Consider the following 13917-nt stretch of genomic DNA (forward strand, 5'->3'; position numbering starts at 1 on the left):
ACAGCACCCGCTGGCCCCCTCGCCGGAAAAGTACCGGCCCCTCGGACGGACGTGCTGATCACCGTCCCGGTGTTCGCCCTACTTGGCCTCACCGATGAACCGGCCATGCTCGATGGCCACGGGCCCATCCCGGCCTCGATGGCACGGGAACTGGTCGCGGACGGGGCAACCTCCTTCTACCGGGTCCTGGTGGACCCGCGGGACGGAACGCCTTTGGAGATCGGCCGCACCAGCTACCGGCTCACGAAAGCCATGAAACAGGCACTCCGCCTCAGAGATGGCAGATGCACCTTCCCCGGCTGCAACAACCACACCCTGGACAACGAAGCAGACCACCTCACAGCATGGCAGCACGGCGGAACCACCGGAATCAGCAACCTGGCACAGCTCTGCCCCAAGCACCACCGGCTCAAGCACAACAGCGCCTGGACCCCCACACCGGCCACCAAAAAAGAGCCGCCCGGCTGGACCTCACCCACCGGCCGCAAATATCAAAGCGAACAACCTGACTGGGAACCACCCATCGGGCCCGACAAGCTGCAGGATCAGTCGCGGAGTGCCCTGCGGCATCCCCAAGAAGCAGGCGAGCCGGACCCCTCAACCGCCGACGGGTGGCCACCACAGGAATGGCTGGATTCGGCCCCGCCCTACTTCGAGCCACCCTGCGAAGAACCAGCAGGCGAAAACCTCATCGACCCTGACGACATCCCGCCCGACTCCCCCATATGGGATGAGCCCGTGTGGAACGACTTTTATGCCATGCCGTTCGTCCTCCCGCAGGACCCGGACAAGGACTGGGCCCTGAGCGGGTGGGCCCTGCTCCAGACCTGACCACGCCCGAGGACACTCAACGACGGCTGAGGACATGTCCAGCGCGGGACGTGGACAGTGAGTCAGGAACTACGGCTGGTGGTGCTCGATCAGCCAGCCAGCCATCTGCTGCGCACGCCTGTTGGCCTGCATGTCGCCTTCAGTAGCGGAGATGATGGACCCCTTCATGAGGATGTGCCATGAACGGGCGAACTCCTCGGGGCGCACCAGTCCTGCTTCTTCCGCCAGGACCTGCACATGTCCCCTGATTTTGGCCAGGTAATCAATGCTCGCCTGCCCCAGCGGGTGGGCGGGCCCCATCTCCAGCAGGATGTTGATGAAGGAACAGGCTTCGAAGTCCTCCCGGAGGAACCAATCACCAAAGACGTCGAAGATGGCCAGCAACTGTTCAGCAGGGGTGTTTCCGCGGCGCCGGGCCTCCGAAACAATCGCGTTGACGGTCCACTGCTTGTCACGCTGCTCAAGGAATGCCAGAACCAATGAGTCCTTCGAGGGGAAGTGCCGGTAAAAGGTTGCCTTGGCCACTCCGGACCGTTCGATCAGTTCGTTGACGCCGACGTCGCGGACACCGCGCCGCGAAAAAAGCTCGTATGCGACCGCCATGATGCGTTCCGCAGAACCGGCAGGAGTCATTGCCGCCACCGCCGGAGGAGACACGGGGGACGCTGAAAACTCTGACTCAGGATTCATCGCACTTTCAGTCTATCGCGGGGAAGACAGACCGGTCTTTCCCGCTGTAATGTTTTTCCTATGCGCAGTGCTTAGGACACCGTGGAGGCCATAAACCGGCCGCTTCGGATTGGTGCAAGGAGGCCCCGATGTCAGCAGAGCGGTTGTTCCAAAGCGTACCTTCGGACCCCGACCCTTGGATGGCCGGTGACACGCCTGCCGAAATCCGCGAGTTCGCCATCCAGTCCCTCCGCTGGCAAGCCCAGGAAATCATCGACGAGATCCTCCGCAGCAATGAACCCGCCGAAGAGCTCTCCCGTGCGAGGCTCCGCCGCTGCGTCGCCAAAAACCCGGGCCGGCCCGAACGGGCGCTCCTGGAACAGCTGATGACCAACCGGGACGTCCCGGGACTATAACAAAGGCCGGTCATGAACTCAGCGGCGCGTTGTCGATCAGCCGCACCGGCCCCACCTTGGCGGCGATAAGCGCCAGCCCCTCGCCCCGGAACGGCGTTTCGCGGCAGTTTTCGGCCAGCGGCTCGAGCGTGGCCGGATCCACCACGTCGAAGTAGTCCAGCGCCACCAGGGGCTGGGACTCCACCAAACGGACGGCTGACTCAAGATCCAGCGGCTCCCGTGCGGCAGCCCGCTCCCCAAGCAGCCGGAGGGCCCGGGACAGCACCAGCGCGGCCTCCCGCTCTTCGTCCGACAGGAAGCGGTTGCGGCTGGACAGGGCCAGGCCCTCCGCTGAACGGACCGTGGCAATCCCCACGATCTCCACCGGAAAATTCAGGTCCGCCACCATGCGCCGCACCAGCGCCAGCTGCTGGGCATCCTTCTGGCCAAAGTACGCACGGTAGGCGGGAAGGCCTGAACCATCCGAATCACCCCCGGCCAGCCCCGCGGCGGGCATGCCGTAATGCAGCAGTTTGGCCACCACCGTCAGGGCACCGTCAAAGTGCCCGGGACGGGAAGCGCCCTCCCACTTCTCCCCCAGCCGGCCGGACGTTACGCGCACCAGCGGCTCACCCCCTGGGTACACCTCCTCCACCGACGGCGCGAACGCAAGGTCCACGCCCTCGGCTTCCAGCAGCGCCAGGTCTGCCTCCAGCGTGCGCGGGTACCGGTCGAGGTCCACGGCGTCGCCGAACTGCAGGGGGTTGACGAAGATGCTGGCCACCACCACGTCGTTCTGTTCGACGGCGGTGCGCGCCAATGCGGCATGGCCTTCGTGGAGTGCACCCATGGTGGGCACCAGGCCCTGGGAAGCACCCTGCCTGGAAGTCAGCAGGCGTGCGCTTTCGGCGTGCAGATCGGCAACCGTCGTGACGAGTTTGATGGGCATGGTCAGTCCTCCCTCGGTTCGAGGGCCTTGCGCAGCCCCTCCAGCTGGTCAGCTTTCAGCAGGCCGCGCCCTTCGGCGCGCAGGGCTGTGGCGCGTGCCATCGCGAGGTAGGCCGCCAACACGTCACCTTGCCCGCCGCCGTCGAACTCCCGCAACGCCTCCGCATGCGCCTGCACTGTTCCCACATCGCCGCGCGCCACAGGGCCAGTGAGGGCGGATTCCCCGGAGGCCAGAGCGTTCTCCAAGGTTGCGCGCAGCAGCGGACCCAGCATGCGCCCGGGCAGGTCAACGCCCACCTCAGCCAACAGTTGCGAGGCTTGCGCCACCAGGGTGACCAGGTGGTTGGACCCGTGCGCCAGGGCCGCGTGGTACAGCGTCCTATCCGCTTCGGCGATGGCCACGGGCTCCGCGCCCATCTCCACCACCAGCGCCTGCGCGATGGGAAGCATGGCGGCGTCGGCCGTGACACCGAAGGTGCAATCCAGCAGGCGCGTCAGGTCAAGGCTCATCCCGGTGAACGTCATGGCCGGGTGCAGCGCCAACGGGACAGCGCCTGCAGCCCGCACCGGATGCAGGACACCCACCCCGAACCTGCCCGAGGTGTGGGCCACCAGCTGGCCTGGCTGCCAGGCGCCGAGCTTGGCCAGACCCTCCACCAGGTCCGGCAGGGCGTCGTCCGGCACCGCGAGCAGCACCAGTTCCGCCCGCTCCACAATGTCCTGCACCTCAAGGATGGGGACGCCGGGGAGCAGCGTTTCGGCCCGTTCACGGCTCGCGTCGGACACCGCTGAGACACCGACGACGGCGTGTTCCGCCGCGCGCAGGGCGGCGCCGAGGACCGCGCCCACTTTCCCGGCGCCAATGATTCCGACGCCGAGGCGTCCGGGTTTAGCCATGCTGCGGGCCTTCCTGGGTTGGGGCTTGCGGCGCCCGGGTTTCGACAGGCTCAACCACCGGGACCGCCACCTGCCGCAGCCACTGTTCCGTTGTTTGCCGTTTCCTGGCCAGCCGGGCGCGTGCCGACTGTTCGTTGAAGAGGGCCCGCGCCTCGTCCACGCCGGCCTGGGTCAGCCGCGGCGCGACAGGGCCGGCGGTGGTGTGAAGCACCAGGTCGGCAACCCTGAACCGCCGTGCCAGCGGCCCTTGGTGCAGTGCCATGGATTGGGTTCGCTGGTGCGGAACCACCACGAGCTCCCGCCACCAGCGGCCGGAGCGGATGAGCAGGGCGGTGTCCGTCGCGGCAAACCCGTTCCGGCGCCATCCCAGCGGGGCAAGTATCCGGGCCCGGCGCGGCGTGGTGACGAATCCGCCGTCGGAATCCAGGCCGGTGAGCCCGGCACCAAAAACGTTGGCAGGCTGGGCAGTGCCTGGATCCGGCAGCACCAGGGCGAGCATGTTCATGGCGTCCTCGAGCTTGCCGACGGGCAGCAGGGTGGTGCGGGAGGTGCCCTCTCCGGCGTTTTCCACCAGGCCGTAACCGGCGACGTTGACCTGCATCCTGTACCAGCCGAACGGACGCCACAGGGGCGGCTGGGCAATCTTGAGTGCCTGGATCCGGCCGGGCGGCAGCGTCTGCGCCTGCGTGTCCAGCAGCCCGTACCGCAGCCTGATGCCGTCCGGCGAAATGGCTGCCGTGAAGTTGTAGCCCTTGTTGAAGAGGGTCCAGTAGCTGGCCGCGAGGCCCAGCGCGGCCGGAATCAGGTAAAAGTAGAAGCTCTGGTTGTCCGTGACGGCGGAAAGAACCACGGAGGCCACACCGCCCACCGCCACGAAAAAGCTTTGTTCGCTCAGCAGCAGCGAACCGACAAGGCGCGACGGCGGCACCGACAGGACCGGGTATTCCGGCGCCTCGGGCGCGGCCTCGCCAGGGCCCTCGACGCCGGTGCTCACCCCGGCGGCCCGGGCCAGGATGGTGGCGCGGAGCTGCCGGGCGTCGTCCATCTTCAGGTAGGCCAGCCGCACGGCCGACTCCCCGGCGTCAGCAACCTCGAACTTGAGTTCGGCCAGGCCGAAGATGCGCGCGAGCAGGGGCTGGACGATGTCGATGGCCTGGACCCGGTCCAGCCGCGCCTGCCGTTGCTGGCGGAAGAGGAAGCCGGTGTTGACCCGGACGTAGCCGCCGGACACCTGGTACTTGGTGAAGTACCAGGTCAGGACGAAGCCCAGGACGGCGATCAGCAGCATGGCCGCACCGCCCGCCAGCAGCCACGGCGCCCGGCCTGCCAGCTCGTCCGTGAACACCGGCCGCCCCTGCAGCATCCGCTCGAAAATATCGCGGCCAAAGAAAAAGCCGATGGCGGCCAGCGCTACCCAGCCGCGGACAAAAGGCGACGCCGGGTGCACACGCAGCCACCCGTCGTCGGGCCCGGCACCGTCTGCGGCAGCCGATCCGGCGGGCAGCGGCGAACTGCCCGGCGCCCCCGTACCGGGGACCTGCCCGTCAGCGGTCACAGTCCTGCCAGCCTGGCTTCGCCGCGCGCCGCCAGCTGTTCGCGGAGCCGCGCGCCTTCGGCGGCGGGCAGGCCCGGGATCTTGGCATTGGTGCCCGGCGCGGCAGTGTGCAGCTTGAGCGTGCACAAACCCAGCCCCCGTTCCACCGGGCCCACACCGATGTCCACGTACTGCATCCTGCCGTAGGGAACGGCCATGGTGCGCTGGAAGAAGATCCCGGTCCTGACCAGGAGGTCGTCGTCGCGCTCGGCATAGCCGATGGCCCGGACCTGGCGCGGGATCAGCACGAGGCGCCAGAGAGCCAGCACCAGCATCCCCGCCGGAAGGGCGACGGCCAGCCACAGCGGCGGCCAGCGCCATACGCCAAGGAGGACAAAGAGCAATGGCAGGGAGAGCAGCAGTACCGCGACGAGGTTGCCCACGGCCCACTCCACCAGCCGGACGGTGATGTACTTGGGCGAGACGCGCTGCCAGGCGATGCCCGGCGGATCAATCGCCTCGGTATGCATATTCGCCTTCCCCCGCGGCTTCGCCACGGACCTGGCGCCCGGGCTTGCCGTCAACACCCTTGGTGTCGCCGTCCTCCGGGGGAATCTTGCAGAAGCGCTCCACCAGGAGGCCAACCACGATCATCACCAGTCCCCCGCCGGCCATGGCCAGGGCCAGCCAGGTGATGCCCTGGTCGCTGCGCAGGCTCCAGATCCGCAGCTGGTCCAGGAAGATGCCCACGTGCCAGCCCAGCAGCACGGTTCCGGCGTAGGCGCACGCCTGGGCCAGGACCAGGGTGCGGGCCGCCAGCAGCGGATCGAGCACCGTCTTCTTTTTGGCGTTCGCGTTCGTGATGCTGTTGCGCCACCTCAGGACCCGGATGCCCAGGATCAGGGTGATGGCGACGATCACGCCCATCGTGGCCAGCGCCGTAGCGGGCAGCACGGGAGTGGCCATGCTGTACCGGCTGGTCACCACGGTGGCCGCCCAGCCCGCGACTGCCAAAATGATGCCGATCAGCATGAGGCGCAGCGGGTTGATGGGCTTCATCGTTCTTCCACCGCCCCGGCAGTGGGCATGCCGTCGAAGTCGCCGAAGCCATCGAACGGAGCAAGATCGCCGTAGTCCGCCGCCCGGGCGGCCAGCGCGCTGATGCGTTCACCGTTCAGGGTTGCCGCGGGTTCGATCAGCGACCACGGGTACAGCACAAAGGCGCGTTCGGCGGCGCGCGGATGCGGCAGGGTCAGCACGGGGTCGTCGCTGCGGAGGTCGCCGTAGGTGATGACGTCGACGTCGAGCGTCCGCGGCCCCCAGTGCACCTCGCGGACACGGTGGTGCTTGTTCTCCACCGCCTGGCAATGTGCCAGCAGTTCCAGCGGAGCCAGGCTGGTTTCCGCGGTGATGACCATGTTCAGGAAGTCGGGCTGGCCTGCCGGGCCGCCCACCGCCTTGGTCTGGACCACCGGGGACACCGCCAGGAGGCGCACCTCCGGCGGGTCGACAAGATCTGCGACCGCCTCGGAGAGGGTGTCGTTCCGTTCCCCCAGGTTGCTGCCAAGAGCCAGCACTACCTTGGCATAACCGGCATTCACGGTGTCCCCCCGTTGAAGGTTGACTCCCGGCGGACGGAATTCCCGGGGACTGGATTCCCGCGGTGGACGGTGACGGCCACGTCGCCGAAGGGAACCTCGATGGGCGCCTGCGGTTTGTGCACGGTGATCTCCACGGCGTGGAGCCGGAATTCGGCCAGCAGGCTGTCCGCGATCCGGACGGCCAGGGCTTCGATCAGGTTCAGCGGCTCGCCCGAGACCCATTCGGTAATACGCTGGGCCACCTCGCCGTAGTGCGCGGTGTCGCGGACGTCATCGGACTCCGCCGCCGCGGCGAAATCCAGGTAAAGCACTGCGTCCACAACAAAAGGCTGGCCCTCGCGGCGTTCAAAATCAAACACTCCGTGATGGCCGACGGCGGTCACACCGGTCAGCGTAATTTTGTCCATGGGTCCCCCGGCCCTACTGAGTTTTGGGTACTGCGGCCATGCGGGCGGCAACCTTGACGGCGTCCAGGCTGGAGCCGACGTCGTGCACGCGGACGGCCCAGGCGCCGCGGTAGGCACTGATGGCGGTGATTGCGGCGGTGGCGCCGTCGCGCTCCTCCGGGGACGCGGACTTGCCGGCCACGGTGAGCAGGGTTCCAAGGAACCGCTTGCGGGACGCTCCCACCAGCACCTTGTGGCCCAGGCTGTGCAGCTGGTCCAGGTTCTGCAGGAGTTCCCAGTTTTGCGCATCGTTCTTCGCGAAGCCCAGGCCCGGATCGATGATGATCTGGTCCTGGCTGACGCCGGCGGCATAGAGCTTGTCCCGCACCCCGGCGAGTTCAGCCACTACGTCCCCAGCCACGTCCGTGTACTCGGCAAGGGAATTCATGGTGCGGGCGTCGCCGCGGCGGTGGGTCAGGATGTACGGAACCTTGGACGCTGCCACAAGCTCTGCCATTTCCGGTTCGATGCTGAGGCCGGAGATGTCGTTGATGATGGCGGCCCCGGCTTCCACAGCGGCCGCGGCGGTGGCGGCATGGGTGGTGTCGATGCTGACCAGCGCACCGGCCTTGACCAGCGCCTCAATAACGGGGATGACGCGGCGCTGTTCTTCTTCGGGGCTGACGTCTTCGGCGCCGGGCCGGGTGGACTCTCCCCCGACGTCGATGATGTCCGCACCGGCGTAGAACATGCGCAGGCCGGCGGCGATGGCGGTGTCGGACGTGGCGTGCTTGCCGCCGTCGCTGAAGGAATCAGGGGTGACGTTCAGGATTCCCATGACCAGGGTGCGGTCGGTGGGCAGGTCTTCGAAACGGGCGGCCGGCCGCGGTTTGCGCAGGATGGGCAGCGGCGAAGTTGCGGGCCCGGTTCCCGGGGCTGCAGCGAGTGAGTCCATGGTCTGTTTGTTACCTTCCGAGGATGAGGCTCATGGCTTCGGCGCGGGTGGCCGGGTCATGAAGCTGCCCGCGGACCGCACTGGTGACGGTCTTCGCTCCGGGCTTGCGGATACCGCGCATTGACATGCACATGTGTTCGCATTCAACAACGACGATGGCGCCCCGCGGCTTGAGGTAGCGGACCAGCGCCTCAACGATCTCAGTGGTGAGCCGCTCCTGCACCTGCGGGCGGCGGGCATAGATGTCCACAAGCCGGGCCAGCTTGCTCAGCCCGGTGACCTTGCCCTCATGCGAGGGGATGTAGCCGACGTGGGCCATGCCGTGGAACGGCACCAGGTGGTGCTCACACGTGGAGTAGAAGGGGATGTCCTTGACCAGGACCAGTTCCTCATGGTCAAGGTCGAACGTGGTGGACAGGACATCCGCGGGGTCATGGTGCAGCCCGGCAAAAACCTCGGCGTAGGCTTTGGCCACCCGTTTGGGGGTGTCCACCAGGCCGCCGCGGTCCGGGTCTTCACCGATGGCGAGAAGGATCTCCCGGACGGCCGCCTCGATCCGGGGCCGGTCCACTTTCTGGTGCTTGGAGTGGGAGGATCCGTCCTCCGCCGGGTATCCGGCGGAGGCGGGAACGTCGTCGTCGTCGAAGTGAGTCACAGAGAAAGCTTAGCCGCGAAGGGTGTCCGGCCCCGATTCGGGGACGCCGCCCTGAAACGGTGCGTCTTCCGTTACGCCCTGCGGATGCGGAGGGTTGGCGTCCAGCGGCTCGTCCAAACGGGCCTGCTTGGCTTCTTCCTGGGCCTCGCGCTCGGCCCTCTCCTGGCGGCTTTCCACGGGGCCGGCCATCTGGACGGGGCGGGTCTCCTTGGACAGCCATACCTCGCGGAAGTCGCGCTTGCGGATGTCGCGGAAGATGTCGGCGATCTCGGCCTGGTTCAGGGTCTCGCGTTCCAGGAGTTCGAGCGCCAGCCGGTCCAGGACCTCGCGGTTCTCGGTGAGGATGGCGTAGGCCTCGTCATGGGCCTGGTCGATGAGGCGGCGCACTTCCTCGTCCACCACGTAGGCGATCTGGTCGGAGTAGTTGCGTTCGTGGCCCGCATCGCGGCCAAGGAACGGCTCGCCGCCGCCCTGGCCGAGCCGGACAGCGCCCACCCGCTCGCTCATGCCGTACTCGGTGACCATCTTGCGGGCGGTTCCGGTGGCCTTTTCGATGTCGTTGGAAGCGCCGGTGGACGGATCGTGGAACACGATTTCTTCGGCCACGCGGCCGCCCATGGCGTAGGCCATCTGGTCCAGGAGTTCGTTGCGGGTCACGGAGTACTTGTCGTTGTCCGGAACCACCATGGTGTAGCCCAGGGCACGGCCGCGGGGAAGGATGGTGATCTTGGTGACGGGCGCGGAGTTGCGCAGGGCTGCCGCCACGAGCGCGTGTCCGCCTTCGTGGTAGGCGGTGATCTTGCGCTCGTGTTCCTTCATGACGCGGCTGCGCTTCTGCGGGCCGGCCATCACGCGGTCGATGGCCTCGTCCAGGGCGCGGTCGTCAATGAGGTTGGCGTTGGAGCGGGCCGTGAGCAGCGCGGCCTCGTTGAGGACGTTGGCAAGGTCGGCGCCGGTGTATCCGGGCGTCTTCTTGGCCACGGCCTTCAGGTCCACGCCGGGCGCCATCGGCTTGCCCTTGGAGTGCACCTGCAGGATCTGGTCGCGGCCGATCAGGTCCGGCGCTTCCACGCCGATCTGGCGGTCGAAGCGGCCCGGGCGCAGCAGTGCGGGGTCCAGCACGTCGGGGCGGTTGGTGGCGGCGATGAGGATGACGTTGGTCTTGACGTCGAAGCCGTCCATTTCAACCAGCAGCTGGTTGAGGGTCTGTTCGCGTTCGTCGTTGCCGCCGCCGATGCCGGCGCCGCGGTGGCGGCCGACGGCGTCGATTTCGTCCACGAAGATGATGGCCGGGGAGTTCGCCTTGGCCTGCTCAAAGAGGTCGCGGACACGGGAGGCACCCACACCGACGAACATTTCGACGAAGTCGGAACCGGAGATGGAGAAGAAGGGAACGCCGGCCTCACCCGCGACCGCGCGGGCCAGGAGGGTCTTACCGGTGCCTGGCGGGCCGTAGAGCAGCACGCCCTTGGGGATCTTGGCGCCGACGGCCTGGAACTTGGCCGGTTCCTGCAGGAATTCCTTGATTTCCTGGAGTTCCTCCACTGCTTCGTCAGAACCGGCGACGTCGGCGAAGGTCACCTGCGGCATGTCCTTGCTGACCATCTTGGCCTTGGACTTGCCGAACTGCATGATCTTGGAGCCGCCGCCCTGCATCCGGGTCATCAGGAACCAGAACAGCGCGCCGAGCAGGATGACCGGAATCAGGAGGGAGAGGAGGCCGGAGAACCAGTTGCTCTCGATGGGCTGGTCCGTGTAGCCGCCGCTGAGGTCAGAGGCGGTGACTGCCCTGACGATGTCCTCGGCGCGGGCGTCCACAAAGTAGAACTGGACGCTCTTGCCCTTGTCCTGCCCTTCCAGGTTCAGGTTTTCCTTCAGCGTCAGGTCAACACGGTTTTCACCATCGAAGATCTTTGCCTGCTCCACCTGGTTGCCGGAGAGCAGTTCGAGGCCCTTATCGGTGTCAATCCGTGCCGCACCGCCGGGAGCCAGCGTTGCAAAAGCCACAAGGAGCAGACCGACCACAACGACGATCCAGATGCCCGGGCCCTTGAAAAAGTTCTTAGCTTTCATCTGTTCGGGGGCTGGCCCCGTCCCTTCTGGTAGTGCTGCACGGCGAGTAGTTTGCGCGCGTGATGGTGCTGCGTCAGCTTCTAGCTATACACCGTCCGGAGTAGATCACGCATGATGGAAAGCAAAAGTTCCCTGTGGGCGTAGCTACACGGAGGGGTGGGGCCTGTGCGGTGGTCCTACTGCCGCGGCGGCGCAACGGACTCCCGGATGACCAGCGGACACTCCAGGGTGGTGGTTCCGGCGTCGGGGTCATCGCCGCCGGTTCTGCCTTCGAGGGTGTCGATCAGGTGGTTCACGGCCCAGGCGCCCATTTCGTAGTGGGGCAGCGCCACGGTGGTCAACCCGGGGTGGAGGCTGCCGGCAATCAGGGCCTGGTCGTCGAATCCGACGACCGACAGGTCGCCCGGGACGGACAAGCCCCAGCTCGGCTGCCGCTCGGTACGCCCCCATGGCCATGCGGTCGTTGTAGCAAAAAAGGCCCGACGGCGGGTTGCCACCGCTGAGGATCCGGCCGGCTGCCGTATATCCCCCGGCGGCATTGGACGAAACCGCCACAACAGGGGCGGCTTCGCCGTCGAGGCCTGCCCGGGTCAGGGCCTCCCGGAAACCGCGGAGCCGCTGCGAGGTGGAGGGCACGTCCTCCGTGTTGTTAATGAACCCGATGCGCGTGTGGCCGGCGGCGAGAAGGGCATCGACTGCAGCCGTGGCGCCGCCGTGCTCGTCCGGCACAACAGCCGGAAAGCCGCCGTCCGCGGTCACAGCATCCACAAGGACCGCAGGCACCCTGGCGAGGTTGGCGGGCGCCTCAAGGTACCGGTGGTACATGGTGGCGTAGAGGATCGCGTCCACCTGACGTTCCAGTACGGCCTCGACGTCGCTTTCCCGGGACGCCCGGCTCGCCGATCCCGCGGTGTTGATGACCATCAGGGTGTAGCCGCGGGCGCGGGCGGCCTCATCCGCGCCGAGGATGATCCGGCCGGCGTGCGGGGTGGTGGCGACGTCCTCGCTGACCAGCCCGAGCACCCCCGTGCGGCGGCTGCGCAGGGCCTGCGCCACGCGGTTGGGACCGTAGCCCAGCTCCAGGGCCGCGGCCTTCACCTTGCCGCGGGTTTCCGGGCTGATCCGCGCGTAGGAAACGTCGTTCAGGACGTGCGACACGGTGGTGGCGGACACCCCTGCCGCCAATGCCACATCCTTGATGCCGATGTTCCTGTTCAGCCGGCCTTCCCTTTCATACGACGCTTCGTAGGGCGCGGAAGGTGGCTTACTCGTAGACGTGCGGCGCGAGGGTGCCCACAAAGTCCAGGTTGCGGTACTTCTCGGCGTAGTCCAGGCCGTAGCCGACAACGAACTCGTTGGGGATGTCGTAACCGACGTACTTGACGTCGATCTCCACCTTGGCGGCCGTGGGCTTGCGGAAGGCGGTGCAGATTTCCACCGAGGCGGTGCCGCGGGATTCCAGGTTGGTCTTCAGCCAGGAGAGCGTGAGGCCGGAGTCGATGATGTCCTCGACGATCAGCACGTCCTTGCCCATCAGGTCCGTGTCCAGGTCCTTCAGGATGCGGACCACTCCGGAGGACTGCGTGCCGGAGCCGTACGAGGAAACAGCCATCCAGTCCATGGAAATGTGGCTGTGCAGCGCACGGGCCAGGTCAGCCATGACCATCACGGCACCCTTGAGCACACCGACAATGAGGATCTCGCGGCCTTCATAGTCCTTGTCGATCTGGGCAGCGAGTTCGGTGATCCGCTGCTGGATCTGTTCCTTGGTGTAGAGAACGTGCTTGAGGTCTGCCTGGACGTCGTTTGAATCCACCAATGGCTCCTGTGTAGATGCGGGGTGCGACTATTTTGTGGGCGGTTTTTGAGGCCGGAACACTAGCTTCCCACAGCGCGGCCCTTCACGGGGAACGGAGCCGGGGTTATCCGAGCCGGCAGGCCGGCCGGCGGCGGGCGACGCGTCGAGCTGCGCGAGGGACAGCCGGTAGGCGCTCACCCCGCCCGGAAGTTCAACGGGGCCCGCGGAGCCCTGCCTCCTCAGCAGCGCCTCCGCCGCCAAAAGGCGCTTGTAGCTGGGCTGCTGCCCGCCGACGTCGGCCGCTGCCTTGGCGATCACCCGGAACCTGATGGCGGGGGCCAGGGAGCGCAACGCCTCCTCGGGAAGGCTGACTTCCGGCCCGTTCCGTTCGGCCAGGGAGGCGAAGGTGGCTTCCGCCACATCCTCGAGGTAGTCGGCGTCCAGCTGCAGGATGGAAGCCGTCCGGGCAAGGGATTCGGCGACGCCGGGCCCCAGTTTTTCCTCCAGGTGCGGGAGGACTTCGGTGCGGGTTCGCGACCGGGCGAAGGACGGGTCCGTGTTGGTGGGATCGTGCCAGGGGTCCAGCTCCTCCACCTCGCAGATCTCTTCCGTGTCCGCCCGGCGAAGCCCCAGGAACGGCCGCAGCAGGATGCCCCGGGCTGGCCGCATTCCGGCCAGCGAACGGGTACCCGAGCCTCTTGCCAAACCCAGCAGCACCTGTTCAGCCTGGTCGTCCAGGGTGTGTCCGAGCAGGATGGCCTCCGCGCCCTGGCCGGCCGCAGCCGCTTCCAGTGCTTCATGCCGGGCGTCCCGGGCCGCGGCTTCCGGGCCCATGCCGGTGCCCGCCACGGTTACGGCCCGGATTTCCACAGGGGCCAGCCCGAGGTTCTGCAGCACCTCCGCGGTGTGCGCGGCCACTTGGCCTGAGCCTTCCTGCAGCTGGTGGTCCACCACCACCGCGCCTACCGTTACGGGGTGGCCATCAACATGGCCACGCCGTGCGAAGTAGGCCGCGACAGCGGCGAGCGCCAGGGAGTCCGGCCCGCCGCTGCAGGCCACCAGGACGTGATGCGGATAGCCGGCCCCGGCGAGTGCCTCCTGGACCATTTTCCGCGCGGTGCCGACGACGGGCGCCAGCCTCCCGGGCCGCCGCCGGCCGCTGCTTGCCGGGGAAG

The 13917-nt window shown here is 67.2% G+C and carries 15 protein-coding genes and 1 pseudogene; 2 read left to right on the top strand and 14 right to left on the bottom strand.

Features of this window, described 5'->3' with window-relative positions; translation table 11 throughout:
• A partial coding sequence (locus tag DXK94_RS21635; RefSeq protein WP_258868492.1) for an HNH endonuclease signature motif containing protein occupies positions 1-831 on the top strand: 831 nt, incomplete at its 5' end.
• A 69-nt stretch (positions 832-900) separates the two neighbouring features.
• Here DXK94_RS21635 and DXK94_RS09005 read toward each other — a convergent pair.
• On the bottom strand, positions 901-1521 hold the full coding sequence (locus DXK94_RS09005; RefSeq protein WP_079596861.1) for a TetR/AcrR family transcriptional regulator: 621 nt from the start codon (positions 1519-1521) through the stop codon (positions 901-903).
• 128 nt (positions 1522-1649) lie between these two features.
• Here DXK94_RS09005 and DXK94_RS09010 point away from each other — a divergent pair, with 128 nt between their 5' ends.
• Complete coding sequence (locus DXK94_RS09010) at positions 1650-1916, top strand: hypothetical protein (RefSeq protein ID WP_079596862.1); 267 nt, start codon at positions 1650-1652, stop codon at positions 1914-1916.
• 10 nt (positions 1917-1926) lie between these two features.
• Here the strand turns inward: DXK94_RS09010 and panC are convergent, their stop codons facing one another.
• The 13 genes and pseudogenes from panC to tilS all read right to left on the bottom strand — a co-directional run bounded on the left by panC (position 1927) and on the right by tilS (position 13849).
• On the bottom strand, positions 1927-2844 hold the full coding sequence (panC, locus tag DXK94_RS09015; RefSeq protein ID WP_115524704.1) for a pantoate--beta-alanine ligase: 918 nt from the start codon (positions 2842-2844) through the stop codon (positions 1927-1929).
• Between the two features lie 2 nt (positions 2845-2846).
• Positions 2847-3740: a Rossmann-like and DUF2520 domain-containing protein gene (locus tag DXK94_RS09020; RefSeq protein ID WP_079596864.1), complete on the bottom strand. Its 894-nt coding sequence runs from the start codon at positions 3738-3740 to the stop codon at positions 2847-2849.
• Positions 3733-5295, bottom strand: coding sequence for a PH domain-containing protein (locus tag DXK94_RS09025; protein ID WP_395928720.1), 1563 nt, complete (start codon positions 5293-5295; stop codon positions 3733-3735). Before DXK94_RS09025 ends, DXK94_RS09020 begins: the two co-directional genes overlap by 8 nt.
• Positions 5292-5804, bottom strand: a complete 513-nt coding sequence (locus tag DXK94_RS09030; protein ID WP_115524705.1) for a PH domain-containing protein — start codon at positions 5802-5804, stop codon at positions 5292-5294. The genes DXK94_RS09025 and DXK94_RS09030 overlap by 4 nt, the downstream gene beginning before the upstream one ends.
• The gene (locus DXK94_RS09035; RefSeq protein WP_079596867.1) at positions 5785-6333 is read right to left on the bottom strand and encodes a DUF3180 domain-containing protein; all 549 of its coding nucleotides are present in this window, start codon (positions 6331-6333) and stop codon (positions 5785-5787) included. The genes DXK94_RS09030 and DXK94_RS09035 overlap by 20 nt, the downstream gene beginning before the upstream one ends.
• Entirely contained in the window at positions 6330-6875 is a 546-nt protein-coding gene (gene folK / locus DXK94_RS09040) for a 2-amino-4-hydroxy-6-hydroxymethyldihydropteridine diphosphokinase (RefSeq protein WP_115524706.1), read from the bottom strand. Before folK ends, DXK94_RS09035 begins: the two co-directional genes overlap by 4 nt.
• Positions 6872-7282: a dihydroneopterin aldolase gene (gene folB / locus DXK94_RS09045; RefSeq protein WP_115524707.1), complete on the bottom strand. Its 411-nt coding sequence runs from the start codon at positions 7280-7282 to the stop codon at positions 6872-6874. The genes folK and folB overlap by 4 nt, the downstream gene beginning before the upstream one ends.
• A gap of 13 nt (positions 7283-7295) precedes the next feature.
• Positions 7296-8216: a dihydropteroate synthase gene (gene folP, locus DXK94_RS09050; protein ID WP_115524708.1), complete on the bottom strand. Its 921-nt coding sequence runs from the start codon at positions 8214-8216 to the stop codon at positions 7296-7298.
• A gap of 10 nt (positions 8217-8226) precedes the next feature.
• A complete protein-coding gene (gene folE, locus DXK94_RS09055; RefSeq protein ID WP_079596871.1) occupies positions 8227-8871 on the bottom strand; it encodes a GTP cyclohydrolase I FolE in 645 nt (214 codons plus the stop codon).
• 9 nt (positions 8872-8880) lie between these two features.
• Positions 8881-10944 carry an ATP-dependent zinc metalloprotease FtsH gene (gene ftsH, locus DXK94_RS09060; protein WP_079596872.1) on the bottom strand — a complete coding sequence of 688 codons (2064 nt, stop codon included), beginning with the start codon at positions 10942-10944 and terminating at the stop codon, positions 8881-8883.
• A 176-nt stretch (positions 10945-11120) separates the two neighbouring features.
• Positions 11121-12162 (bottom strand): annotated as a pseudogene (locus tag DXK94_RS09065) (LacI family DNA-binding transcriptional regulator).
• Between the two features lie 46 nt (positions 12163-12208).
• Positions 12209-12760, bottom strand: coding sequence for a hypoxanthine phosphoribosyltransferase (gene hpt, locus DXK94_RS09070; protein ID WP_041651844.1), 552 nt, complete (start codon positions 12758-12760; stop codon positions 12209-12211).
• A gap of 30 nt (positions 12761-12790) precedes the next feature.
• Positions 12791-13849, bottom strand: a complete 1059-nt coding sequence (gene tilS / locus DXK94_RS09075; RefSeq protein WP_115524765.1) for a tRNA lysidine(34) synthetase TilS — start codon at positions 13847-13849, stop codon at positions 12791-12793.
• Positions 13850-13917: the final 68 nt, after the last annotated feature.

Source organism: Arthrobacter sp. RT-1 (assembly GCF_003367205.1).
Taxonomy (GTDB): domain Bacteria; phylum Actinomycetota; class Actinomycetes; order Actinomycetales; family Micrococcaceae; genus Arthrobacter.

Bases quoted from the DNA above. Each gene is read 5' to 3' on its own strand.
- panC (WP_115524704.1), bottom strand. From the start codon at position 2,844: ATGCCCATCAAACTCGTCACGACGGTTGCCGATCTGCACGCCGAAAGC.
- DXK94_RS09020 (WP_079596864.1), bottom strand. From the start codon at position 3,740: ATGGCTAAACCCGGACGCCTCGGCGTCGGAATCATTGGCGCCGGGAAA.
- DXK94_RS09005 (WP_079596861.1), bottom strand. From the start codon at position 1,521: ATGAATCCTGAGTCAGAGTTTTCAGCGTCCCCCGTGTCTCCTCCGGCG.
- DXK94_RS09035 (WP_079596867.1), bottom strand. From the start codon at position 6,333: ATGAAGCCCATCAACCCGCTGCGCCTCATGCTGATCGGCATCATTTTG.
- DXK94_RS09010 (WP_079596862.1), top strand. From the start codon at position 1,650: ATGTCAGCAGAGCGGTTGTTCCAAAGCGTACCTTCGGACCCCGACCCT.
- folB (WP_115524707.1), bottom strand. From the start codon at position 7,282: ATGGACAAAATTACGCTGACCGGTGTGACCGCCGTCGGCCATCACGGA.
- ftsH (WP_079596872.1), bottom strand. From the start codon at position 10,944: ATGAAAGCTAAGAACTTTTTCAAGGGCCCGGGCATCTGGATCGTCGTT.
- DXK94_RS09030 (WP_115524705.1), bottom strand. From the start codon at position 5,804: ATGCATACCGAGGCGATTGATCCGCCGGGCATCGCCTGGCAGCGCGTC.
- tilS (WP_115524765.1), bottom strand. From the start codon at position 13,849: ATGGTCCAGGAGGCACTCGCCGGGGCCGGCTATCCGCATCACGTCCTG.
- folP (WP_115524708.1), bottom strand. From the start codon at position 8,216: ATGGACTCACTCGCTGCAGCCCCGGGAACCGGGCCCGCAACTTCGCCG.